Origin of the sequence: Conservatibacter flavescens (assembly GCF_002795425.1) — a bacterium.
GTDB lineage: Bacteria > Pseudomonadota > Gammaproteobacteria > Enterobacterales > Pasteurellaceae > Conservatibacter > Conservatibacter flavescens.
In genome coordinates, this window is the sequence record NZ_PHHA01000018.1 from 138,509 (window position 1) to 162,897 (window position 24,389).

23 protein-coding genes and 2 pseudogenes are annotated in these 24,389 nt (G+C 39.0%); 9 read left to right on the forward strand and 16 right to left on the reverse strand.

Going from position 1 to position 24,389, the window contains the following annotated elements:
• Positions 1 to 51: 51 nt before the first annotated feature.
• Positions 52 to 408, forward strand: coding sequence for a SirB2 family protein (locus CVP05_RS07830; protein WP_100289012.1), 357 nt, complete (start codon positions 52 to 54; stop codon positions 406 to 408).
• A 7-nt stretch (positions 409 to 415) separates the two neighbouring features.
• Here CVP05_RS07830 and CVP05_RS07835 read toward each other — a convergent pair whose 3' ends face one another.
• Complete coding sequence (locus CVP05_RS07835) at positions 416 to 1,639, reverse strand: ROK family transcriptional regulator (RefSeq protein WP_100289013.1); 1,224 nt, start codon at positions 1,637 to 1,639, stop codon at positions 416 to 418.
• 270 nt (positions 1,640 to 1,909) lie between these two features.
• Between CVP05_RS07835 and nagE the strand changes: the two genes are divergently transcribed.
• On the forward strand, positions 1,910 to 3,385 hold the full coding sequence (gene nagE / locus CVP05_RS07840; protein WP_100289014.1) for an N-acetylglucosamine-specific PTS transporter subunit IIBC: 1,476 nt from the start codon (positions 1,910 to 1,912) through the stop codon (positions 3,383 to 3,385).
• Positions 3,386 to 3,441: 56 nt separating this feature from the next.
• On the opposite strand, the gene yedF is transcribed toward nagE, so the two are convergent.
• Together yedF and yedE are read right to left on the reverse strand one after the other, a co-directional pair.
• Positions 3,442 to 3,711: a sulfurtransferase-like selenium metabolism protein YedF gene (gene yedF, locus CVP05_RS07845; RefSeq protein WP_100289015.1), complete on the reverse strand. Its 270-nt coding sequence runs from the start codon at positions 3,709 to 3,711 to the stop codon at positions 3,442 to 3,444.
• 50 nt (positions 3,712 to 3,761) lie between these two features.
• Positions 3,762 to 4,967, reverse strand: coding sequence for a selenium metabolism membrane protein YedE/FdhT (gene yedE, locus CVP05_RS07850; protein ID WP_100289016.1), 1,206 nt, complete (start codon positions 4,965 to 4,967; stop codon positions 3,762 to 3,764).
• A 281-nt stretch (positions 4,968 to 5,248) separates the two neighbouring features.
• Between yedE and mog the strand changes: the two genes are divergently transcribed.
• The 3 genes and pseudogenes from mog to CVP05_RS07865 all read left to right on the forward strand — a co-directional run.
• Positions 5,249 to 5,842 (forward strand): molybdopterin adenylyltransferase, encoded by a 594-nt coding sequence (gene mog / locus CVP05_RS07855; RefSeq protein ID WP_100289017.1) that lies wholly within the window; start codon positions 5,249 to 5,251, stop codon positions 5,840 to 5,842.
• A complete protein-coding gene (gene glnB, locus CVP05_RS07860; RefSeq protein WP_100289018.1) occupies positions 5,842 to 6,180 on the forward strand; it encodes a nitrogen regulatory protein P-II in 339 nt (112 codons plus the stop codon). Before mog ends, glnB begins: the two co-directional genes overlap by 1 nt.
• Positions 6,177 to 7,214: pseudogene (locus CVP05_RS07865) on the forward strand (AI-2E family transporter); the annotation flags it as partial. The gene glnB and the pseudogene CVP05_RS07865, both read left to right, overlap by 4 nt.
• Positions 7,215 to 7,368: 154 nt before the next feature.
• Here CVP05_RS07865 and CVP05_RS07870 read toward each other — a convergent pair.
• A complete protein-coding gene (locus tag CVP05_RS07870) occupies positions 7,369 to 8,121 on the reverse strand; it encodes an MIP/aquaporin family protein (protein ID WP_100289020.1) in 753 nt (250 codons plus the stop codon).
• 406 nt (positions 8,122 to 8,527) lie between these two features.
• Between CVP05_RS07870 and glpK the strand changes: the two genes are divergently transcribed.
• The 4 genes from glpK (at position 8,528) to qseC (ending at position 12,755) form a co-directional block, all read left to right on the forward strand.
• A complete protein-coding gene (gene glpK, locus CVP05_RS07875) occupies positions 8,528 to 10,042 on the forward strand; it encodes a glycerol kinase GlpK (RefSeq protein ID WP_100289021.1) in 1,515 nt (504 codons plus the stop codon).
• A 193-nt stretch (positions 10,043 to 10,235) separates the two neighbouring features.
• Entirely contained in the window at positions 10,236 to 10,652 is a 417-nt protein-coding gene (locus CVP05_RS07880; RefSeq protein ID WP_100289022.1) for a YgiW/YdeI family stress tolerance OB fold protein, read from the forward strand.
• 68 nt (positions 10,653 to 10,720) lie between these two features.
• Positions 10,721 to 11,392, forward strand: coding sequence for a response regulator (locus CVP05_RS07885; protein WP_100289023.1), 672 nt, complete (start codon positions 10,721 to 10,723; stop codon positions 11,390 to 11,392).
• Complete coding sequence (qseC, locus tag CVP05_RS07890; RefSeq protein WP_100289024.1) at positions 11,379 to 12,755, forward strand: quorum sensing histidine kinase QseC; 1,377 nt, start codon at positions 11,379 to 11,381, stop codon at positions 12,753 to 12,755. Before CVP05_RS07885 ends, qseC begins: the two co-directional genes overlap by 14 nt.
• Here qseC and hflX read toward each other — a convergent pair.
• From hflX to potA, 12 genes and pseudogenes are all read right to left on the reverse strand, one after another.
• Positions 12,730 to 14,010 carry a ribosome rescue GTPase HflX gene (gene hflX / locus CVP05_RS07895; RefSeq protein WP_100289025.1) on the reverse strand — a complete coding sequence of 427 codons (1,281 nt, stop codon included), beginning with the start codon at positions 14,008 to 14,010 and terminating at the stop codon, positions 12,730 to 12,732. The genes qseC and hflX overlap by 26 nt on opposite strands.
• Positions 14,011 to 14,063: 53 nt before the next feature.
• Positions 14,064 to 14,360: an RNA chaperone Hfq gene (hfq, locus tag CVP05_RS07900; protein ID WP_100289026.1), complete on the reverse strand. Its 297-nt coding sequence runs from the start codon at positions 14,358 to 14,360 to the stop codon at positions 14,064 to 14,066.
• 87 nt (positions 14,361 to 14,447) lie between these two features.
• A complete protein-coding gene (gene miaA / locus CVP05_RS07905; protein ID WP_100289027.1) occupies positions 14,448 to 15,410 on the reverse strand; it encodes a tRNA (adenosine(37)-N6)-dimethylallyltransferase MiaA in 963 nt (320 codons plus the stop codon).
• A gap of 6 nt (positions 15,411 to 15,416) precedes the next feature.
• Positions 15,417 to 17,252, reverse strand: coding sequence for a DNA mismatch repair endonuclease MutL (gene mutL / locus CVP05_RS07910; RefSeq protein WP_100289028.1), 1,836 nt, complete (start codon positions 17,250 to 17,252; stop codon positions 15,417 to 15,419).
• On the reverse strand, positions 17,252 to 18,454 hold the full coding sequence (locus CVP05_RS07915) for an N-acetylmuramoyl-L-alanine amidase (RefSeq protein ID WP_243389220.1): 1,203 nt from the start codon (positions 18,452 to 18,454) through the stop codon (positions 17,252 to 17,254). The genes mutL and CVP05_RS07915 overlap by 1 nt, the downstream gene beginning before the upstream one ends.
• 126 nt (positions 18,455 to 18,580) lie before the next feature.
• Positions 18,581 to 18,907, reverse strand: a pseudogene (locus CVP05_RS12785) (AMIN domain-containing protein); the annotation flags it as partial.
• An 82-nt stretch (positions 18,908 to 18,989) separates the two neighbouring features.
• Positions 18,990 to 19,130 carry a hypothetical protein gene (locus tag CVP05_RS12645; protein ID WP_165773141.1) on the reverse strand — a complete coding sequence of 47 codons (141 nt, stop codon included), beginning with the start codon at positions 19,128 to 19,130 and terminating at the stop codon, positions 18,990 to 18,992.
• Between the two features lie 101 nt (positions 19,131 to 19,231).
• The gene (gene cdd, locus CVP05_RS07920) at positions 19,232 to 20,128 is read right to left on the reverse strand and encodes a cytidine deaminase (protein ID WP_100289030.1); all 897 of its coding nucleotides are present in this window, start codon (positions 20,126 to 20,128) and stop codon (positions 19,232 to 19,234) included.
• Positions 20,129 to 20,197: 69 nt separating this feature from the next.
• Positions 20,198 to 21,304: an extracellular solute-binding protein gene (locus CVP05_RS07925; RefSeq protein ID WP_100289031.1), complete on the reverse strand. Its 1,107-nt coding sequence runs from the start codon at positions 21,302 to 21,304 to the stop codon at positions 20,198 to 20,200.
• Positions 21,305 to 21,459: 155 nt separating this feature from the next.
• Entirely contained in the window at positions 21,460 to 22,227 is a 768-nt protein-coding gene (gene potC / locus CVP05_RS07930) for a spermidine/putrescine ABC transporter permease PotC (protein WP_100289032.1), read from the reverse strand.
• Positions 22,227 to 23,087, reverse strand: a complete 861-nt coding sequence (gene potB / locus CVP05_RS07935) for a spermidine/putrescine ABC transporter permease PotB (protein ID WP_100289033.1) — start codon at positions 23,085 to 23,087, stop codon at positions 22,227 to 22,229. The genes potC and potB overlap by 1 nt, the downstream gene beginning before the upstream one ends.
• Entirely contained in the window at positions 23,068 to 24,192 is a 1,125-nt protein-coding gene (gene potA / locus CVP05_RS07940) for a spermidine/putrescine ABC transporter ATP-binding protein PotA (RefSeq protein WP_100289034.1), read from the reverse strand. The genes potB and potA overlap by 20 nt, the downstream gene beginning before the upstream one ends.
• Between the last annotated feature and the right edge of the window lie 197 nt (positions 24,193 to 24,389).

A 24,389-nucleotide genomic window follows, 5' to 3' on the forward strand; every position in this document is an offset into this window, starting at 1 on the left:
TTAGAATACATAGTTTCGTATTGTTTGTAGCATTTTATAACTGGAGTGATGATGTTAGATAGTTTAACCTTACTTTATATTCATATTAGTAGCGCATTTTTGACGTTCACGCTATTTTTAGTGCGTGGGATAATGCAAGCTGTAGGAAAAAATTGGCGTGAAATAAAATTATTAAAAATTTTACCGCACTTAAGTGACACCTTATTATTGTTATCCGGCTTGATTATCGTGATAACATTGGATTATGGCTTACCATTTTGGTTAATAATCAAAATAGTATTCTTAGTCATCTATATTATTTTTGCCGTTAAAGCCTTTAGTCGTCGCACAGTGATATTTAATCACCGTGCTTTTATTATCGCTTTGGTTGCCTATTTGCTGGCATTATTGGTCGCATATTTCCATTAAAATATAGTTAAACCTTGATAAGCCGTCTTAATAGGTGTCCATCAAGTAATGCGCGTTTGATTATCGCAAATGCGCCAATAATGTCTTCATGTTTTAATTCTGAAGCCACGAGAGGTGTACTTTTTACAAAGTCGGGTAGTGCGTGGCTTTCAAGGGTTTTACGAATAGCGGGAAAAAGAATATTTTGAGCTTGTGTAATTTCTCCTGAAATAACAATTTTTTCAGGATTGAACATATTGACACTCATCGCTAAAACACGTCCAATTTGAACGCCAGCATATTCAATAAGATCTGTAGCCACAGCATCTTGTTTATTGCTCGCTTTGCAAATGGCTTCAATATCGTGGCTATCAAGTGATAACCATTTACTTTGGTAGCCATCTTCTAACAATTGCTGCATTTTATTTTCAATTGCAGAGTTACTGACTACGGTTTCAAGACAGCCCACATTGCCACATAAACAGCGACGGCCGAGAGGGTCAACTTGGATATGTCCAATTTCACCGACATTATTTTTATGCCCAGAAAATACCTCGTGATTAATGACAATGCCAGCACCCACACCACGATGAATACGCAGTAATAGAGAATCATCACAATCTTTTGTTGCACCAAAATAATGTTCTGCTAAAGCAAGGCTGCGTACATCATGTCCAATGAATGTCGCTAAATTAAATTGGGTTTCTAGGGTATGTGCTAATGCCCAAGGGGTAGAAAGAGGAAAATTACCAAAGGAGTGAATATGTTGAGTTTTATTGTCTACAAACCCAGAGACAGTGATCCCAATGGCAATTAATTCGATACTTTTTTTATGGTTCTTTGCAAGAAAATCGCGGATAAGCGTGATCAAATGCTGTTCAAACCCATCAATTTGCGTAAAGTGCGGTAGATTTATCTGATTTTTTTTGATTAATTTAGCCGATAAATCCATTATGGCAAAGGTGACCTGTTGTTGCCCTAGTTGAATTAACAAAGTACAAAATGCTTGTCGTTCGGCGACAATGGAGGTAGCTCGACGACCGCCTGTAGATTGTTGTTGTTCTACTTCTTTGATAAGACCGCGTGCTAGCAATAAACGGGTGATTTTGGTGACACTTGCGGCAGCAAGTTGGCTTTGTTCTGAAATTTGAATTCGAGAAATTGGCCCTTTTTGATCGATTAAGCTATACACTGCGGCACTGTTCATTTGTTTGACCAAATCAACATTTGCAATTTGATGGCTTTCTTTCATTGTATGCCCTAAATAAAAAAATAAAAATAAAAAAAATTATCGGACAAATGTACCATGTCCTAAGATGCATGCCTTCCCCTTTGGCATGTAGAATGATATTTTAAAATGAAATGAGGGGAATTCCTAGTGTTTTCATGATAGAGCGATTATCTCGTTAGGCGAGAGTAAAAATATAGTGATATTTATCACAAATTAGAGACTTTTTGATTTTAAGTTAAAGAGAATCCCCTTATGATTTAAGCTAATTTAGGGGAAGGTTAGGAGATAAAAATGAGCATACTCACATATTTACAGAAAATTGGGCGTGCCTTGATGGTGCCTGTTGCGGCATTGCCAGCCGCAGCCATTTTAATGGGCATAGGCTATTGGATTGATCCTAATGGCTGGGGAGGTGATAGCCAGCTAGCTGCGTTTTTAATTAAATCGGGCGCAGCAATTATAGATAATATGGCGATCTTGTTTGCAGTTGGGGTTGCATTTGGAATGTCTCACGATAAACATGGTTCAGCCGCGCTATCAGGTTTAGTGGGATTTCTTGTGGTAACAACGCTATTGTCTCCGGGAACGGTCGCACAATTACAGGGAATGCCTGTTGAAGAGGTTCCAGCCGCTTTTGGTAAAATCAATAACCAATTTATTGGCATTTTGGTGGGCGTGATCTCTGCCGAATTATATAATCGTTTTTATCATGTAGAGTTACCACAAGCTTTAGCGTTTTTTAGTGGTAAACGCTTAGTGCCGATTATTACATCATTAGTGATGATCGTAATATCTTTCATTTTAATGTACATTTGGCCGATTATTTTTAATGGCTTAATTGCATTTGGAGAATCTATTACTAATCTTGGTGCGACAGGGGCGGGGATTTATGCTTTCTTTAACCGCTTATTAATTCCAGTGGGCTTACATCATGCGCTTAATTCAGTATTTTGGTTTAACGTAGCCGGTATTAATGATATTCCTAATTTCTTAGGTGGAGCGCAGTCTTTAGCGAATGGTACAGCGGTAGTTGGGGTAACAGGTATGTATCAAGCAGGATTCTTCCCGGTGATGATGTTTGGTTTACCAGCGGCTGCTTTAGCCATGTATCATAGTGCAAAACCCGCTAAGAAAGCCCAAGTTGCTGCATTAATGTTTGCTGCGGCATTAGCTTCATTTTTCACGGGAATTACAGAACCATTAGAATTCGCATTTATGTTTGTTGCGCCTGTATTGTATGTTATTCATGCATTACTGACGGGGTTATCTGTGTTTGTGGCCGCGTCAATGCAATGGATTGCCGGATTTGGTTTTAGTGCTGGTTTGGTTGATCTTGTGCTGTCTTCACAAAATCCATTAGCGGTGAAATGGTATATGTTGATTGTGCAAGGACTTGTGTTTGCTGTCATTTACTACGTGATTTTCCGTTTAGTTATCAAAGCGTTTAATTTAAAAACGCCGGGACGTGAAGATGATGAAAATAGTTCAAGTGCGGTGCAAAATGAAAAAGTTTCCGTGTCTCGTGATGAACAGGCAGTTGCTTTTGTGCAAGCATTAGGCGGCAAAGATAACCTTGAGAATATTGATGCTTGTATTACCCGTTTACGTCTCGTTTTACATGATCGTAATAAAATAGATGAAGCGCAATTAAAAACATTAGGTTCTAAAGGCAATGTAAAATTGGGCGAGAACGGTTTACAAGTGATTTTAGGTCCTGAAGCTGAACATGTGGCAGAAGCCATGAAGAAAGCAGTGAAATCTTCTTAATTCTTATTGAAAATGATGTGAGAAATAAGGTGAGCATGATTGCTCACCTTTTGTTTTTAGCGTTGAATCAAATAGCGTAGGGTTGTGCCGTCCTGTTCTACACTTAATAGGGTGTAGCCATGATTTTTTGTATCAACAGGAATGTTATTAATTGATTGCGCACAATCGCTTAATAATTCTAAGATTTCACCTTCTTTTAATTGTGGCATCGTTTCTAACATGGTAATTGCCGGATAGGGACAAGGTTCACCGAGTGTATCTAAGGTATAGTCAGGAATAATATCTTTTGGATCCTTGTCTTTTTTTTGAATAACGATAAACGCCATAATTTTTCTCCTCTATTAGTAAAACGTAGTGTTGTTTAAGAACTGCCGTATTATTGTGATCTTGCGAGTTTCGCTTTTGCTTTAGAAATAAAGCGTTTTTCCCACCAGATAACTAAAATTAAACAAAGAATTAATAATCCATAGTTCACGATTAATCCACCTACTGCACCAAATTCTTTCAGTAAGTTCAATTTCTCGTAATCAAGCGCGAGCATTGGCGCGAGATCATCCCACATGTAAGCGAGTAGTGTTGAGCCCACAACATTGCCGATACCGACCCAAATGAAATGTACTTGTCCTTCCATTGAACGATACATCCAACCTGTTTCACACCCTCCGGCTAATACAATGCCAAAGCCAAATAACAGACCACCAATAATCGCATTTGGCCCAGCCCACATGATTTTGGCAGGGACACCTAATTGAATATAACTGAATACACCAATCGTACCGGCTAAAATACCAAATATAATGGCTTTTGCCATATAAGCGCGCCCTGTTACCCATAAGTCTCTGAAAGCTGATGTAAAACAAATTTGAGCGCGTTCAATCAATAAACCGAATGCAAGCCCGCATAGCATGGCAAAACCGAGCTTGACAGAAGATTGCATAACATAAAGAGAGCCGGTTAAATAGAGAATAAAGATAATCATGCCGAGCCAAAAGCGGCGTTGTGCGCGTTTGGGATCACTCGTTTTCAGTGTGGCAGCGCCTTTTTTCAGTTCTAATTTAACTCGAAAGATGGGTAAGAGGGTGACTTTTACACCAAGATAGGTGCCTAATGCGGTGGCAATGGTAAAAAACCATGCATGGACAGAAAATTGCGGAATACCGGTAAATAAAGAAGCCAGATTACACCCCATTGCAAGACGAGCGCCAAAGCCCGCTAATGCCCCGCCTATAAGGGCTTGAACGATGCGTTTTACATGAGGTTGGTTCCGCCATTTAACATTATTTGCCCAAAGCGCTGCGGAAATACAACCCGCAAACATACCAAGAATCATTACGCCATCAATACGGGTGAAGATCGTACCGTCCATGCCAATGATTTGATAGTAGCTCCAAGTGGACACATCAATACCCAGCGCTTGCAGAGCATGGCCGCCCCAACGGGTAAATTCCCCAGTTACGGCCCAGTATGTACCTGTCACACCGAAATAGTAAGCTGAGATTAAACCTGCTGCGATGACTGCCGCAACGGGATTCCAATATTTGATAAGATAATCTTGTTTGAATTGTAACCAAATCTCTTTCATAATATACCTTTATATCAAGTGTTGAGATTTGCAAGAAAACGGTATAACAATGAAAGCTATTCTGGTGATAACTGACGAAGAGAAGTAGCATAACATCATATCCTATACACAAAACTTGCAATATATGAATAATGGATAATGCGGAGTTAGCATAAGGGATTTTTAAAGAAAAACAAAGTATTTTTTATATTGAATGATAAGTTTTCTTTGTAATAGGCTGTGTGCTTGTATAAAAATGGTTTATACTGCGCGCTGTAAAGAGAGAGAAAAAAGAGGAAAAAATGACCGCACTTTTGAAAATCGGGTTGGTGTCAATCTCTGATCGCGCTTCACAAGGAGTTTACCAAGATCAAGGAATTCCTGAATTACAAGCATGGCTAGAGAGTGCATTAATCGAACCTTTTGAACTAGAAACCCGTCTTATACCCGATGAGCAAGATCAAATAGAGCAAACCTTGTGTCAATTAGTCGATGAGGCTCATTGCCATTTAGTGTTGACAACTGGTGGAACAGGGCCGAGTAAGCGTGATGTTACACCTGATGCGACACTGGCTGTTGCCGATCGTGAGATGCCTGGTTTTGGTGAACAGATGCGACAAGTCAGTTTGCATTTTGTCCCAACGGCGATTTTGTCTCGTCAAGTGGGTGTAATACGCAAAGAGAGTTTAATTTTAAATTTACCTGGACAACCTAAAGCGATTAAAGAAACGTTGGAAGGGGTTAAAGATGAACAAGGTAATGTGTTAGTCAAAGGTATTTTTGCAGCCGTGCCTTATTGTTTGCAGTTGATCAATGGTATTTATATTGAAACCGATCCTGCGGTGATCGCGTCTTTTAGACCAAAATCGGCACGTCGTGAAAATAAGGAATCATAATGAAAAAAATTGAAGCAATAATTAAACCGTTTAAGCTTGATGATGTTCGTGAAGCGCTGTCAGATATTGGGATTACGGGGATGACAGTTTCAGAGGTTCGCGGTTTTGGACGACAAAAAGGGCATACCGAATTATATCGTGGTGCCGAGTATATGGTAGATTTTCTACCTAAAGTAAAAGTTGAAATTATTATATCGGAAGACTTATTGGACTCCTGTATTGATGTCATCAGAGAAACTGCTTATACGGGTAAAATTGGTGATGGAAAAATTTTTGTTTACGATGTAGCGCGTGTGATCCGTATCCGCACGGGCGAGGAAAATGATGAGGCATTATGATATCACAAAGTTCTAATTCGTTATTACGTGCTTTTATTATGGGTGCGTGTTTGGTGATTATTTTAGCGGGGGTAAAATCCGCCGTACAAATTGTCGTCCCTTTTTTATTATCGTTGTTTATTGCTATTATCTGCGCTCCCGTAGTCAATATCATGACTGAACGCAAAGTGCCGCGAGGTATTGCAATCGGTCTATTATTTGTGTTTATCTTATTGATTTTCTTTTTCTTAGTTGGATTAATTAACAATACAATTCAAGAATTTACAGCATCGATTCCACAGTATAAACAGTTATTGTCACGACGAATTAATGATATTTTAGAAGTGGCGAAATCCTTTGATTTTCCATTAGATATTTCGACTGATGCGATTATGAGTAATTTTGATCCCGCAGTGGTGATGGATTTTGTCAGTAAATTATTAATGAGTTTTTCAGGCGCAGTGAGTAACGTTTTCGTTCTGTTACTCGTGGTGATTTTTATGTTAATTGAAGCTCCCACCGCAAAACACAAATTAGCCTTGTCATTTAGTAAAGTGAAAGGGGAATTGGCCGCGCATGAACGTAATATTGATCGCATTCTTGATGGTGTCATTCGCTATCTTTGGTTAAAAACCATTGTGAGTTTAATTACAGGTATATGTGTCTGGGCGTTGTTAGAAGTGCTGGGTGTACAATATGCTATTTTGTGGGGAACCCTTAGCTTTTTATTTAATTATATTCCGAATATTGGTTCGGTTATTGCCGCTGTGCCTATTGTGATTCAAGCCTTGTTATTAAATGGTTTTTCAACCGGTCTGATTACGACAGCCGGTGTCATCGGAATTAACACTGTGATTGGTAATATTATTGAACCTCGCCTTATGGGGCGCACACTTGGGTTATCTACACTGATCGTTTTTCTTTCTCTCTTGTTTTGGGGGTGGTTATTAGGAACCGTTGGAATGCTGTTATCTGTTCCGTTGACTATGGCGTTAAAAATTGGTTTGGAATCCAGCCCACAAACGAAACGTTATGCCGCATTATTAGGTGAAATTATTGAAGAGGAAGAAGGCTCTTTGGAAGAGAATAACTTGAAGAAAGCTGAAAATCAGCATGATGAGGCTACTAAAGAACAGATAGAGCAGGCATAAGTCAGAGTTTATTGGAAAGCCAGGCGCATAATTTATGCGCCTGTTTTTTTTTAATCATTTAATGGAATGACATAACTAATTGATAAAACAACGCTGCGCAAATAGCCCCTACGATTGGGCCTACAATTGGTACCCAAGCATATTGCCAATCTGGTGACGTTTTTAATTTGTTGCTCAATAGGGCAAGCGTAAGACGAGGACCGAAGTCTCGTGCAGGGTTAATCGCATAACCAGTGGTTCCACCCAAGCTAAGGCCGACAGCCCAAACTAGAAACGATACTGGTAAAGCCCCTAAAGAACCTAAACCAATAGGGGTGGCTTCTGTCGTTTGTGGTAGAACAATTTCGCCACTTCCTACAAGATAGAAGATAATGAAAATAAAGGCAAAAGTCGCTAAAAATTCGCTGAGAAAGTTACTAGAATACTGACGAATGGCGGGTTCCGTGCAAAAACATGCTCGTTTTAATCCCTCTTCTTCCGTCGTATAAAAATGATCTTTATAAGATAGGAAAACGAGTAGGCCACCGATAAATCCTCCCGCTATTTGAGCAAGGATATATAGCGGAACATCAGCCCAAGAAAATGCGCCTTTTACTGCAAAAGCAATCGTAACGGCAGGGTTTAAATGTGCGCCACTATAAGGACCTGCGATCACAACGGCAACAAATACAGCGAATGCCCATGCGGTTGTAATGACAATCCAACCTGAACTATTTCCTTTTGTTTGCTTTAAGCAGACATTTGCCACAACACCATTACCAAATAAAATTAAGATAGCGGTACCTAGAAATTCAGCCAAATAAGCATTCATGATGAGTCTCCTTACATAGACATATTTTGAATTATTGTTGTAATGTTCGTTTTGGAGCATTTTGGTGATATGTCGTGGGTATTATGCGTATAATTTTTGTCAATACAAGAAATAAAATTAAGATTTGATAAGCAGATCACAAATTTAAATTGTTTATATGTAATTTATCTATATTAAAAGTAAATTATTAATTATTTGTTAATTCTTGATTTCGATCGAATAAGGAAAAATTGTGATCATTATCAAACTCTCAAAGTAAAATAGTGGCATTTATGTGAAGTAAATCAAAAAATAGAAAAATGTTTCTTTTCAATATGAGTGTTATCATTTAATTTATTGGTGTTAATTGCTCGTTTTTGGTCATTATTGGGATTATTTGTTTAATCTTATGCAGAGGATTTAAATTATGTCAGATAAAAAATATATTATTGCATTGGATCAAGGGACAACAAGTTCTCGTGCTGTTCTATTAGATCATGATGCAAATGTTGTCGAAATTGCGCAGCGTGAATTTACACAAATTTATCCCAAAGCGGGTTGGGTGGAACATAACCCAATGGAGATTTGGGCGACACAAAGTTCAACTCTGAATGAGGTTGTTGCAAAAGCTGGAGTGACTTCTGATCAAATAGCCGCTATTGGTATTACGAATCAACGAGAAACAACGATTGTTTGGGAAAAAGAAACCGGTAAACCTATCTATAATGCGATAGTGTGGCAATGTCGTCGCACAGCCGAAATTACAGATAAATTAAAAGCAGATGGGCATGAAGACTATATTCGTAAAACAACGGGTTTAGTTGTTGATCCTTATTTTTCTGGTACAAAAGTGAAGTGGATTTTGGATCATGTAGAAGGCGCGCGGGAACGAGCGAAAAAAGGTGAATTACTTTTTGGAACGGTGGATACGTGGTTAGTTTGGAAATTAACTCAGGGCCGAGTGCATGTAACTGACTATACAAATGCATCACGAACTATGCTTTTTAATATTCATACTTTGCAATGGGACGAAAAAATGCTAGAGATTTTAGATATTCCACGTGCAATGTTGCCTGATGTTCGTAATTCATCGGAAATTTATGGCGAAACGAATATTGGTGGGAAAGGTGGTGTACGTATTCCTGTTGCAGGGATTGCGGGTGATCAACAAGCGGCGCTTTATGGTCATTTATGTGTGCATGCAGGACAAGCTAAAAATACCTATGGTACGGGTTGTTTTATGTTGTTACATACTGGAAAGAACGCGATTCAATCCGAAAATGGCTTATTGACGACCATTGCTTGTGATGCCAAAGGTGGCCCGGCTTATGCATTAGAAGGTTCTGTGTTTATTGCAGGGGCATCAATTCAGTGGCTACGTGATGAATTAAAAATTGTACATGATAGTTATGATTCAGAATATTTTGCAACTAAAGAATCCGATACGAATGGCGTGTATGTTGTTCCGGCATTTACAGGATTGGGTGCGCCATATTGGGATCCGTATGCAAGAGGAACGATTTTTGGCTTAACGCGCGGGGCAAACCGGAACCATATTGTGCGCGCAACATTAGAATCTATAGCTTACCAAACCCGTGATGTCTTAGAAGCTATGCAATCGGATTCGGGAGAAAAATTAAAAGCGTTACGCGTAGACGGTGGCGCAACGGCAAATAATTTTTTAATGCAATTCCAAGCGGATATTCTTGCGACAAAGGTTGAACGTCCAGTGGTTAAAGAAGTTACCGCGTTGGGAGCGGCTTATCTTGCGGGTTTGGCAACAGGTTTTTGGAAAGATCTTGATGAGTTGCATGATAAAGCGGAAATTGAAAAAACATTTGTCCCTGATGGCGATGAAATAAAGCGTGCAAAACGTTATAAAGGTTGGAAAAAAGCGGTAAAACGTTCATTAGAATGGGCGAAAGAAGACGCAGAGGAGTAATCTCTTCTGCCATTATTGTAGGGACAATAGCAATATTGTCCTTTTTCGTTTAGACCTCATGCAGATGTTAAGAAAAGTGCGGTGGGTTTTAGCTATTTTTTTCTCTTAATATTTTCTTAATATCTTTTTGTTTTAATACATTTCAACAAAGCAACAGTGCTCTGTTTTAAAAGTATTTAACAGGAGAGATTTTATGAAAAAAGTGATTTTAGCAAGTGTTTTAGCGTTATCTACTGCAACCGTATTTGCACAAGGGAATCAAGGTGGTTTTCAAGATCCAAATCGTCCGGCTGTTCACCAAAAAGCTGAACGTGGTTCAAAACATGGTGGTGGTTTTATTAACTCAGCACAAGCGGTGAGCAAAGTCGCAGAGTCTAATAGCTGGAAAGATGATCAATATGTTGTGTTAGAAGGGAATATTACGGAACAAGTCGGTAAAGATGATTTCACTTTTAAAGATGATACCGGAAGTATCGAAGTAGAAATTGATCGCCGTGCATGGGCTGGACAAACTGTTAGCCCGACAGATCGTGTGAAAATTTATGCTGAAGTCGATAAATCATGGAATAAAATCGAACTTGAAGTAAATCGTGTTGAAAAAGTGAAATAATTTCTTTTACACTAGAGGGGCAAACGAAGAATGTTTGCCCCTCTTTTTTGCTAATAAATAGGAAATATATGCGAATTTTACTGATTGAAGATGATGCATTAATTGGTGATGGATTAAAGCTTGGTTTAACCAAGTCGGGTTTTTCTGTAGATTGGTTTCAGGAAGGCAAGTTAGGGTTTGAAGCATTACAAAGCGCCCCTTATGATGCGGTTGTACTGGATTTAACCTTGCCTAAAATGGATGGCTTAGATATTTTACAAGCTTGGCGTAGAAAGAATGAAGATGTGCCAGTGTTAATTTTAACTGCGCGAGATACCTTAGATGAACGAGTAAAGGGATTGCAAAGTGGCGCAGATGATTATTTATGTAAGCCTTTTGCGTTGGTTGAGGTGATTGCGCGCTTGCAGGCTATTCTTCGTCGTCGGCACGGGCATGTGAGCCCACTCATTGAGCATGGTATGGTCAGTTTTGATCCGGTAAAACGCCTTGTGTTATTAAATAATGAGGAAGTCATATTAACTTCGCAAGAATTGAAGCTGCTTGAGTTATTTTTGAATAATAAAGAACGTGTATTATCGCGGAATTTGATTGAAGAGAAGTTATATAATTGGGATGATGAAGTGAGTAGTAATGCGCTAGAAGTTCATATCCATAATTTACGTAAAAAATTAGGTAAGCTGTTTATTCGTACTGTACATGGTGTGGGTTACGCGTTAGGAAAAGAGGATGAAAAAAACTAGTTTAGGTTTACGTCTGATTGCGATGTTATCCATTGTATCTCTCGTGATTTGGGCCATTTCCACCTCGATTGCATGGTTTCAAGTGCGTAAAGAAGTGAATGAGGTCTTTGATGCTCAGCAAGTGTTATTTGCGGAACGTTTGGCTTCAACGGATTTGCGTAACTTATTTATTGAACGGCATAATATGGGCGGTTTTCGTCCAGAGCGTCCGAAAGTGCATAAAAAAATGCGCCTTGATGATGATGCGCTAGCTTTTGCTATTTTTACGCGAAGTGGTGAGATTATTGTAAGTGATGGACAAAATGGGGAAAATTTCATTTATGCACCACAACGAGGATTTTCTGAAAGCCATATTTATAATGATGATGATAAATGGCGTATTTTTTGGTTGCCCGCTGCTGAAGGACAGCTTATGGTTGCCGTTGGGCAGGAATTAGATTATCGAGAAGATCTGATTAATGAAATGGTGTTTGGACAGATGTGGGTGTGGATTGCTGGTCTGCCATTTTTATTAGCATTAATCGTTGTGGTCATTAATAGAGAATTAAAACCGTTGAAGAAAGTGAGCCGTAATGTATTAAAGCGTGAACCAGACGATCATAAACCATTGGAGACGGAAGGCTTACCAATAGAAGTGTTGCCATTAGTGCAAAATTTAAATCAGTTTTTTGACCGCACTTCAACGATGTTTTTACGTGAGCGCCGTTTTACATCGGATGCAGCACATGAGTTGCGAAGCCCACTGGCAGCGTTACGTATTCAGGCGGAATTAGCTCAAATGGCTGGAGAAGATGTGGAAATGCGTGAGCATGCCTTACAGAATTTAACTCAAGGTATTGATCGCGCTTCACAGCTCATCGAACAATTATTAACCTTATCTCGCTTGGATTGTCTCACGGAGTTAGATGATGTCACTGACATTGATTGGCATAAGCTCGCTTCTTCAGTGGTGAGTGAACTTTATTTTCCTGCGCAAAAACGTCAAATTAATTTGGCTTTACAGTTAACTGGAAAACCACCAGTAAAACAAGGGCAATCGCTGCTTTTATCGCTGATGTTGAGAAATCTTGTGGATAATGCGATACGCTACTGTGCCACAGGATCACAAGTGACGATAACGGTTTCTTCAGATCGTATCATTGTTGAAGATAATGGAGGAGGCGTTGACGCTGAAGATTTAGCCAAGTTAGGGCAACGTTTTTTCCGTCCAGCTGGACAAAATGAAAAGGGGAGTGGCTTAGGTTTATCAATTGTGCACCGGATTGCAGAGTTACATTATTATCAAGTGCGGTTAGAAAATGTAAAAAATTTGGAAAATGAAATTACCGGGCTGAAAGTCACAATTGGCTTAGGGTCGCGTTAAATTGTTTTTCTAACTTTTTCCACTCTAATTCAGCAATGCGTATATGTAGTATAAACTCACCTGTTTCAGTGATGCTTTCTTGTTCAATAGCATTGAGTTGATAAAGTCGATGGCGCAGTTTGCCAGCCGTAGGGGATAAGCGAAGTTGTCGCTGTAAAATGTTGTTTTTTAAGCGTTCGCGAATAGCTTGTAATAGCAGTTCAATCCCCTCTCCTGACTGGGCAGAGAGATAAACGGCTTGTGGCTGATTTTCGGTATTATATTCAATCTTAGGTGTGATGTTTTCACTTTGATCGATCTTGTTATACACGAGTAAAGTGGGGATGTCATTTGCGTTAATTTCCGTTAATACCTTGTCAACAGCATGAATATTGTCATCACGTTGATTATCAACAAAATCAATAACATGTAGCAATAAAGAGGCTTCGGTTGTTTCTTGAAGTGTTGACTTGAATGCCGAGACTAAATCATGAGGCAAATGGCGAATAAAGCCGACTGTATCAGCTAAAATAGTCGTACCGACATCTTGAATTTGTAGACGGCGTAAAGTGGGATCAAGGGTAGCAAATAGCTGATCTGCGGCATAAACATTGGCAGCAGTGAGGCGATTAAATAAGGTTGATTTTCCCGCGTTAGTATAGCCAACTAAAGAGATAGTTGGGATATCGGCTTTTTGTCGAGTGTGTCGGTTTTGGTGGCGTTGTTTATTGACTTTCTCGAGACGATTTTGTAACTGTGTGATACGTACTTTAATTAAGCGACGGTCGGTTTCTAGTTGAGTTTCGCCTGGACCACGCAAACCTACAGCGCCTTTTTGCTGATCTAAACTGGTTTTACGTCGAACTAAACGGCTAGCAAGATGTTTAAGTTGCGCAAGCTCCACTTGTAGCTTGCCTTCATGAGAACGCGCGCGTTGGGCAAATATATCTAAGATAACGCCAGTGCGGTCAACGACACGACATTGGCATAGACTTTCTAGATTTCGACTTTGAGCGGGGGTTAAGGCGTGATTGATCAGTACTACATCAGCATTCAATTGTTTTACAGCCTCAGCAATTTCTTGTGCTTTGCCTTGTCCAACATAATACTTGGCATGAGGTGTATTTCGTGTTGTTGTCAGTGTTTGTAGTATGGTGACATTAGCGGATTTTGCCAGCTCTTGAAATTCTTGCAGATTTTCAATGTCTTTCTGTTGAGAGAAAAACACATGCACGATAATAGCGGTGTCTTGCGTTGCTGTAATGGGTGATTGCATGGGGATAAAATGAGAAGTGCGGTTATTAAAAAATACCGCACTTGCTGTTTATATTATTCTGTTTGTGCTTCTTGCGCAGTTTCTGTTGGGGTATCGTTGTGTTGTGAATGCTGATGAGATTGCCCACTATTGTTATTATGGTGAGAAATTGCACGCGCTGGCACAACAGTTGAGATAGCGTGTTTATAGACCATTTGACTAACCGTATTTTTTAACAAAATAACAAATTGGTCGAAAGATTCGATTTGTCCTTGTAATTTAATTCCGTTAACCAAGTAGATTGAAACAGGAATACGTTCACGACGCAGAGCGTTTAAATAAGGATCTTGTAGGGATTGTCCTTTTGCCATTTTTTTTCCTTCTTATTATCAAACCAACATTAAACAAAGAATATTTCAGTATTCTTATCTGTCTCCCAAAAATACTATAACAGTAAATCAACGGTTTGTCATTAGGCGCTGTGAAGTTTGTGGATTTTTTAATTGGTTCACTATGGTTTTATAAGCTTCGTCCAGTTGTAGACTATCTAGCCAGGTGATAGGTGTTTTCCAGCCTCGTAGCCAAGTAAGTTGGCGTTTGGCGAGTTGGCGAGTCGCGCAGATCCCCCTGAATATCATTTCAGCATGATCATAATCACCACGTAAGAACTCCCACATTTGACGATAACCTACACAACGGATAGAAGGTAGGTTAGGGTGTAGATCGCTACGCGCATAAAGGGTTTCGACTTCTTGTTGAAACCCTTGTTCAATCATTTGATAAAAACGTTGTTCAATGCGTTGGTGCAAAATCGATCGATCTTGTGGTGCAATAGCAAATTCAAGAATATGGTAAGGTAAGGGTTCTCCTTTTTGAGCGGTTAGGTCAGTCAGTGACTTACCTGAAAGGTAAAAAACCTCTAAAGCACGGTTGATGCGCTGAGAATCATTAGGATTAATACGTTGCGCAGATATCGGATCAATCAATTTCAGTTCGGCATGTAGCGCGGGCCAACCATATTTTTGGGCTCTTTCTTCGATTTCTGCACGTGTTTTTTCATCGGCTTGTGGCAAAGGAGAAAGCCCCTCTAATAGCGCTTTATAATATAACATAGTGCCTCCAACTAAGAGCGGGATTTTACCCTGTTGGCTGATCTCTCGCATTTCACGCAGTGCATCTGTATAAAAATCGGCTGCAGAATATGCTTCGGCTGGATCTTTAATATCAATTAAACGATGGGGAGCAAGGGCGAGTTCAGTTGCGCTAGGTTTAGCGGTACCAATATCCATGCCACGATAAATCAATGCAGAATCGACACTAATAATTTCTACAGGTAAGTGCTGACATAGTTCAATTGCCAGTGCTGTTTTACCTGAAGCGGTTGGACCCATTAAAAAAATAGCGGTTGGTTTCTGTTGCATATTAAATTATTCGCTTAAATAAGCACTTAAATCAATTGGAATTAATAACGTGTTTAATTGAGCACGCTCTGTTTTAATAAGTTGTTCAACTTCATTGAGTAGGCTGACAGCCTCCGCATAGACTTCAATAGGATCAAAAATAATCTGTTCATAAAGTGCGGTTAAAAATGATGATAAATTTTCATAAGATTGGGCCAGTAATGACACAATACATTTTTGTATGTTTTGTTGACGAAGACAAATTGGCACATTGTTTAATGTTATGCGTTGTTGTGCAAGATTTTCATGAAATTGGAAACCTATTTGAGCAAAATAGTGTTTTTGTTGCTGCCAATAGGTTTGTTGTTGTGGATCTAAACGGATAGCAAGAGGAATTAATAGCGCTTGTTGTGCAATAGTATCTTGCTGTAAGGTAAGCTGTAATTTTAATTGTTGCAGCGGTTTAATGGGCAACAAGTAAAGTTGTTGTGATTGTTGTAATAATAATGCTTTATTGGCAATCAAACTTAAAGCACGTAAATGTTGATGTTCGGTAAAATCTGACGAAAAATCGACCGCACTTTTGGTAGTTGTGGAAGATTCTACAGCACATGTAGGCGGAGCGCTGTCTTCTGTTTTAAGTAGTTCACCATATGCAGTTTGTGCATGTTGGGGAATATAAGGTTTATGTGTCGAGAAACGCGGCTCAAATTTTCTTGAGGAAGACGAATTCGAGGAATAAGAGCTTGAGGTAAAAATGTTTTTCCCTGCAGCTGCGCGGTTAGAATCAACAGGCGATATGTGCCATTCTGGAGCCGGTTCAGCAATTTGTCTTGAGCTTGAATGTGATGGTTCAAGGGGGAGGTCGTCAGTTTGTAATGCGTTGACAATCCCTTGATAAATAAAGTCATGAATGAGGCGTGATTGATGAAAACGTACTTCATGTTTTGTCGGATGCACATTCACATCGACATCATTAGGGTTGAGCTCTAAAAATAATACAAAAGCAGGGTATTGTTCCGTATGTAAATATTCATTATAAGCTTGCCGAATGGCATGGGTGATCACTTTATCACGAACCATGCGACCGTTAACATAGCTATAGGCAAGGTCATTTTGAGGGCGCGTAAATTGTGGTAAAGCTACCCAACCAGATAAGTATAACTCTTCGTGTTTCCAATCAATATGAAGCGCATTTTGGATAAAATCATTACCACAAATGGCCGCAATGCGTTTGAGTTGTTGTTCAGCATTATTCGCGTTTTTGTATTGACGAATCAGTTTATTATTATGGCTCAAACTAAAAGTTACATGGGGCTTGGCGAGTGCTATACGGCGTATTACTTCATCAATATGGGCAAACTCTGTTTTGTCGGTGCGTAAAAACTTACGGCGTGCAGGGGTATTAAAAAATAAATTCGCGACTTCAACTGTTGTGCCAACTGGGTGGGAAGCCGGTTGTATGGTTGTTTCCATATCACGACCTTGAGCATAAACTTGCCAAGCTTCGGATTGTTCAGCTGTGCGTGAGGTCAGTGTGAAACGAGAGACTGAGCTAATACTTGCTAAGGCTTCACCACGAAATCCAAGACTTAAGATAGCTTCTAAATCTTCAAGACAGAGAATTTTACTTGTGGCATGTCGTGCTAGGGCCAGGGCAAGTTCTGTTTTCGGAATGCCGAAACCGTTATCACGCACGCGAATTAAACTTGCTCCCCCTTGTTCAATATCTATTTGAATACGCGTAGCGCCAGCATCAAGGCTATTTTCCACTAATTCCTTGACGACAGAGGCTGGTCGCTCGACGACTTCACCGGCGGCAATTTGGTTTGCCAGTTGGGGTGGTAAGATTTGAATTGCCATTAATCTTCTCTCAGTTTAATTTTCTGTCCTGTACGGACTCTACCATCTTTCAAGTTTGGATTAAGTTTTAGCAAGGTGCTTAGTGGTATGTTATATTCGCGTGAAACCGCACTAAGGGTTTGATCTTGCTTAATTGTATGGGTTTTTGGAATCGCTTTTCCAGCGGAGTTCCCTTTTGTTGTTGTTTTTTCTACTTTTGTACTGCTTTTTACTGTCTCTGTGGCTTTTGTTGTATTATTGACATCAGCCGGAATTTTAATTTTTTGTCCTATCAATAAATTACGATTTTTTAGGTTGTTTAGTGCCACAATGTCATTGGCTTTAACTTTGTATCGAATAGCTAAACCATTGAGTGTTTCACCGCTTTTTACGGTATGAGTAATTGCGGAGGCTTTAACACTGGTTTTTTGAGTATTCGTTGTGGTTTTTACTTCACCTTTTGCTGTTGTTGCCACTTCGACAACTTTGGTTTCTGTGATCACTTCTGCCTGTATATTACGTTTACGGTAATCCACTAACCCGTCATAAATGACACGCGCTAACTGTCTACGATATGAAGCCGTATTTAATTTTTGCTCTTCTTCAACGTTAGATAAAAAACCGGTTTCGACCAAAATAGAAGGAATATCCGGTGAACGTAATACACCTAAACTGGCATGTTGAGGCGTGTTTTTGCTGAGCTTGGTAATGCGTGAAAAATGCCGTAATACCGTTGAACCTAGTTCATATCCAACGCGTTGAGAATGGCCGAATTGCAAATCTAATACCGTCTGATTTAAGTATTTTTCTTTGTTATTACTTAATACTGCACCTGCACCACCTAATAATTCAGATTGTTTTTCGTGATCTTCTAACCATTGTCCCATTTCGCTATTGGCTCGTCGGTTGGATAAAACCCAAACGGAAGCGCCACGTAGTGCGGGGCTCGCAGAAGAGTCAGCATGAATGGAAACAAGATAGTTTGCCTTATTTTTACGTGCGATTTCCGAACGTTCAGGAACGGAGATGTAGTAATCGCCATTACGTGTTAAGACCGCACGAAAATTAGGATCTTTATCTAACAGCGCTTTTAATTCACGCGCGATAGACAATGTCACATTTTTTTCATAAATTTTGAGTGTGCGACCGATGGCACCAGGGTCTTTACCACCATGACCAGGATCAATAGCAATGGTCCATACAGGGAGGCGGGTTGTTGTCACTTTAGTACGTGTCGTACTGACTGGGTTTGTCGCTTTTGTATTTTGACTGCCACTAGGGTTTGGAATGGTCGCAATAACCGTATTTCCATTATTGCGAAATTTAATAGTGCTTTTTTGTTTGAGATCAAGCACAACTCGCAAGGTATTTGGTCGTGGTGGCTTATTGGGGCGAATATTGCTGACTATCCCATTATTGATTTTGTGAGGGAGAATATTGGAAGCCACTTGGCTGTTAGCAAAATCAACAATAATGCGATTAGGGTTACTAATATAAGAATAGCTATATTGGGTTTTTCCATTAAACTGAAAATGAATTTCCGTTTGTTTATCAGAAGTTTTTACTTGGATACGGTTAAGTGTACCAGCCCATGCGGATTGCATGAAAAGTATGCTAAGTAAAATTGTGCTTAGAAATATGGAAAAAAAAGATAAATGCTTTCTCATTATGATCATTATATGGTTAGTTAATTAATACTGCGATTGTCTATTTTGCGTGATCTTAGTGTAATTGGCAAATGCTTTTGTTTTGCTTATGTTAATCAATAATATCCGGAGTGACGGCATCAACTACATTAACCGCAGTACCTACGACACTGCCGACAGCTGAGGCGACAATGCAGCCGCTTAGCAATGAATATAATACAAAAAGCGTAGATAATCGGGTGATAGTTTTCATGAAAGACCTTGTTATGTTTATTCAATATTTCAGGATTAAAATGACTTGTGATATTGGACTTTATTTGGTGCATTAAGTTCCCGGCTAGTGAGAATGTTTAGCTAAGAAAGCCCAATGTAATTTAGTTCTAGCTGGCATGTGAGCCTGAGTAATGTTTCGCTCATATGGCGGTAACTGAGGTGATGGGCGTGTTCGACCATGATGGCTTGTTGAATTTCAGCGAAATCGTAGCCTTGTAATCGGACTCCGTTGAGCGCAACTTGCATGGCAGGTAAGCTTGGATTAAACGCAGCATTTTCTATATAGCTCCCATGAACAACATGTCCATTTTGCATTTTGAGAGCGATGCCGTGATAGTTGCGAGAATAGGGGGCATGAGACTGATTTGCGGCTTGAAGTGCGGTTAATATTAAGGCATTTTTTGTGGTTAATTGTAATTTATTATCATGTTTATCAAATAAACGCGTGTGAATATCCAGATCCTTAGGCCCAAAGGCATCGGGGAGATATTGGGATAATTTGTTGGATTGACTATGTGGCAAATGAATGAGCAGCTCTTCTGCGCTATTGAGTTCATTCATAAATTGGCGACAATGGCCACAAGGTGTGTAATTGACTGTAATAGCTTGAATTTTAGTCGCTCCTTGTGTCAAGGCATGGCTAATTGCGCTTTGTTCCGCATGAATGGTTTGTTGAATAATACTGCCTTGAAATTCTTGGTTGGCACCAAAATAAAGTGAACCATCTTCACAATGTGCAATCGCACCGACACGAAATTGAGAAATGGGGGTATGTGCATAACAGGCGGCGACAGGAAGCAATATTAGCGCTAGTGACTGCGTAGTAAATTGATACTTTTGACAGAATGTCTGTACATTGTTACTCGATAAGTAACCGGCAAAATGTTGTTCTGCTAGACAAGTAAAGAGCTGTTGAGCAAAATCCTTATTCTCAAATTGTTGTAGTGCTTCTTCAATACGCGTTGAAATAGAAAACATAGCGTGCCTTTATCTACAGTTTGGTCCGTTTAAAACAAAAAACTCCCCCAAAGGGGGAGTTAGTCACCATTATTTAGCAGCTTTTAGCTGTTGATAATAATTTTCATATAATTGAATTGCTTCATCACCCACATCATCTTGCCACTGACTGTTATTTAAAATCTCAGGGGTTGGATAAATTGCAGGATCTTGAGTAATTTCATCAGGAATTAACGCTAATGCTTCTTTGTTAGAGGTTGGATAGCCAACTTCTAAAGTTAATTTTGCAGAAGCTTCTTTACCTAATAAGTAGTTGATTAGTTTATGAGCACCATCAACATTTTTCGCATTTGCAGGGATAGCAAGGTTATCAACCCATAATACTGGGCCCTCTTTCGGATAGATTAAATTAACCGGCGCACCTTCTTTTTTAGCAATACGAATTGAACCATTCCAAATTTGACCAATTTGAGATTCGCCTGAAATAAAGGTATTAGCAGGGTTATCTGAAGTAAAGGTTAATACGTTTGGACGTAATTTTAACAATTCTTCGTAAGCTGCTTTGATTTCTTCAGGATCTCTAGTATTTGGATTTTTACCCATTTTTAATAGAGCAATGTTGAATACTTCGCGAGCATCATCAAGTAATTGAACTTTGCCTTTGAATTCTTCTTTCCACAAATCACCCCAAGAAGTGAATTGGCTACCGTCACCGTATACTTCAGTGCTGAATGCAATACCTGGTGCGCCTAATAATTGTGGTAAAGAATATTTATTGCCTTTATCATACTCTTTATCAAGCATATTTGGATCAAGTTCGGCAATAACTGGCAATTTACTATGATCTAATTCTAATAACATTCCTTCACGTGCCATTTTTGACATGAAGTAGTTAGTTGGAGCAATTACATCATAGCCATCGTTTTTGGCGATAAGCTGTGCTTTTACTTTCGCATACATTTCTTCATTGGACTGTAGGCTTGATTGAATAACTTTAATGCCAGTTTGTTTGGTAAAGTCGTCTAATAAACCTTCTGGAACATATTCTGTCCAAGTATAGAGATGCACAGTACCGGCATCTTTAGTCGGTGCTGCTTCAGGTGCTTTAGTCTCAGCGGTTTTGGTATCTTTATCATTACAAGCTGTAAGAGTAACTGCGATTAAACTCGCTGCAAAAAGACCCGTCAATTTCTTCATCTAATTTATCTCCTAGAATAAAAGGATGTAAAAAAATTCTTTTTTGCACCGCACTTTTGTGTTGAACACATAGGCAGTGATAAAAAAGAGCACAAAAAACGCCTTGATTTGCGTCAAGGCGTATTGTAAGTTTTCATGTCGCTTTTGTGAAGCTTTTATGATTGTTTTTTCGCAATAATTTGGCTTAAAGCAACAAGAATTAGTGAAACAATAATTAAAATTGTCGCTAATGCATTCACTTCAGGGGTTACACCTGTTTTCACCAGTGAGAAGATTTTCAGTGGAAGTACTTCATAGTCAACACCGGTAACGAATGAAGAGATCACCACATCATCAAGGGAAACCGTAAAGCTCAGTAACCAACCAGAAACAATAGCAGGTAGCGCAAGTGGTAAAATTATTTTACGCAAAATCGTAATTTCACTTGCTCCTAAATCACGAGCCGCTTCTAACATTTTCAGGTCAAACCCTTGTAGACGTGAGAACACGGCAATTACCACATAAGGTAAACAGAATGTGACATGGGCAAAGAGTAATGACCAGAAGCCTAATGAGATACCGACTAGCATAAATAAAGCTAAGAATGATACAGCCATAACAATATCAGGCGACATCATTACAATAAATAACATACCACCGACGGCTTGTTTCCCTTTAAAACGATAACGGTAAAGAGCGATCGCTGTTAACCCCCCGATAATCGTAGCTAATGTTGCTGACACAAAAGCGATAATCAAAGAATGCCAAGCTGCTTGAATCAGTGTGTCGTTATTCCATAGGCTTTCATACCAGTTCCAACTAAACCCTTTCCAGGTTAAGCCATAACGGTCTGCGTTAAAAGAGTTACCTACTAAGATAATAATTGGGATATACAAATAAGCGTATACCACAAACATAAAGACATTACGTAGTAAACGGCTCATTATTCTAACTCCATTTTCTTATTCAATAGTTTATTTGCGCGGTAATAAACAAAGATTAATAACGCCATGAGTACAGTCAATGCAATACTAATTGTTGAACCGAATGGCCAGTTACGCGAGACTAAGAATTCGCTCTTAATGACATTACCTACTAATAAGACTTTCGCGCCACCGAGTAAGTCCGCAACGTAGAACATGCCCATCGCTGGGAGTAAAACAAGCAAACAACCGGCAACAATACCAGGCATGGTAAGTGGAATAATGATTTTGACAAAACGTTGGAACGCGTTAGCCCCTAAATCTTTTGCCGCCTCAAGTAAACGGCCATCTAATTTTTCGATAGTCGCGTAGAGTGGTAAAATCATAAACGGCAGTAATACATACACAAGGCCAATAATTACCGCAACTTCCGTATTTAAAATACGGATTGGTTCGTCAATAATCCCTAATGATAACAAGGCGCTATTTAAAACCCCTCTTACCCCTAAAAAGATTTTCATACCATAAATACGGATTAAGGAATTTGTCCAAAATGGCAAAATGACCAAAAAGAGTAAAAATGGACGATATTTAGGGTTGATTTTTGTAATCATAAAAGCAAAAGGATAGCCAATCACCAAGCAGATAATCGTGGCGATCCCTGACATATATAATGAATTCCACATTACTTGCGCATAAAGTGGCTCAAACAGGCGTTTATAGCTGTCTAAAGAGAATGTGAATTCAACAAAATTGCTACTATCTCGGGTTAAAAAACTGGTAATAAATACCAACAGATTTGGTATTAATACGAAAAAGGTTAACCAAGCGAAGATAATTGCAACGGTAATTGTTTGAAACTTACGCGTCGTCATTTTCATCTTTTAGCACCACTTCCCAACTTTCAATCCAAGTTACTAATACTTTTTGATCTAATGAATGATCGATGTTTGGATCATCTTCATTAAAGAACTCACTGACTAAGACATTTTTACCATTATGATCTAATCGAATTGTGGATTCTAATGTCATTCCTTTATAGTTACGCTCAATGATATGACCAATAATACCATTTGGTGATTGCTCATTTTCATCTAATTCTTCAATTTGTACATCTTCTGGGCGTAATAACACTTTGACTTTTTCATTCGGCTGAACATCTAATGCAGAATAAATTTCGCAGATACGGCCTTCCACGTTAGCACGAACGCGTTTTTCATCAATACGCTCAATTACCGTTGCTTCAAATAAGTTGATTTCACCGATAAATTTTGCAACAAAGAGATTTTTAGGCTCTTCGTAAATTTCACGCGGTGAACCATCTTGTTGAATATTACCGCCGCGTAACACAATAATGCGGTCTGACATAGTCAACGCTTCTTCTTGATCGTGGGTAACGAAAATAAAGGTAATACCTAATTGGCGTTGTAATGCTTTTAATTCATTTTGCATTTGTTTACGCAATTTGTAATCTAGAGCAGACAACGATTCATCAAGTAACAAGACTTTAGGTTTGTTGACAACTGCGCGAGCAATGGCAATACGTTGTTGCTGACCACCAGAGAGTTGTGCTGGTTTATGATCCGCATATTCCTCCAATTGCACCATACGCAAAGCTTCCAATACACGAGGTTTAATTTGGTCACTCGGCACTTTTTGCATACGCAAACCGAAAGCCACGTTGTCAAAAATCGTCATGTGTGGAAATAATGCATAGCTTTGGAAGACGGTATTAATATGACGTTGTTCTGCAGGAACATCCGTAATATCTTCACCATCAAGAATAATTTTTCCGCTATCAAGTTCCTCAAAACCTGCGATTAAACGAAGTACGGTTGTTTTACCACAACCAGAAGGACCAAGAATGGTTAAAAACTCACCATGATTAATCGTTAAATCAATATTATTAACGACCGTTTTATTTCCATAAGATTTTTTGATAGAACGAAGCTCAATAATTGGCTTGTTTTGAACTGGATTTTCCACTAGCTTTGGTTTTCTCCCTGAGTTATCACAATGTGATATAAATAAACACACACAAATAAAAATAGAGAAAAAGTTTCTATTTGTGACCTAAAATTTTAGAAGTGTAAATGATATAGCGATTAGTTCATAATGAAAAGGGATAATCGTATTTTTTCTTAAAAAATGATAGGATTTTTTATATTCTCCATACATTATTT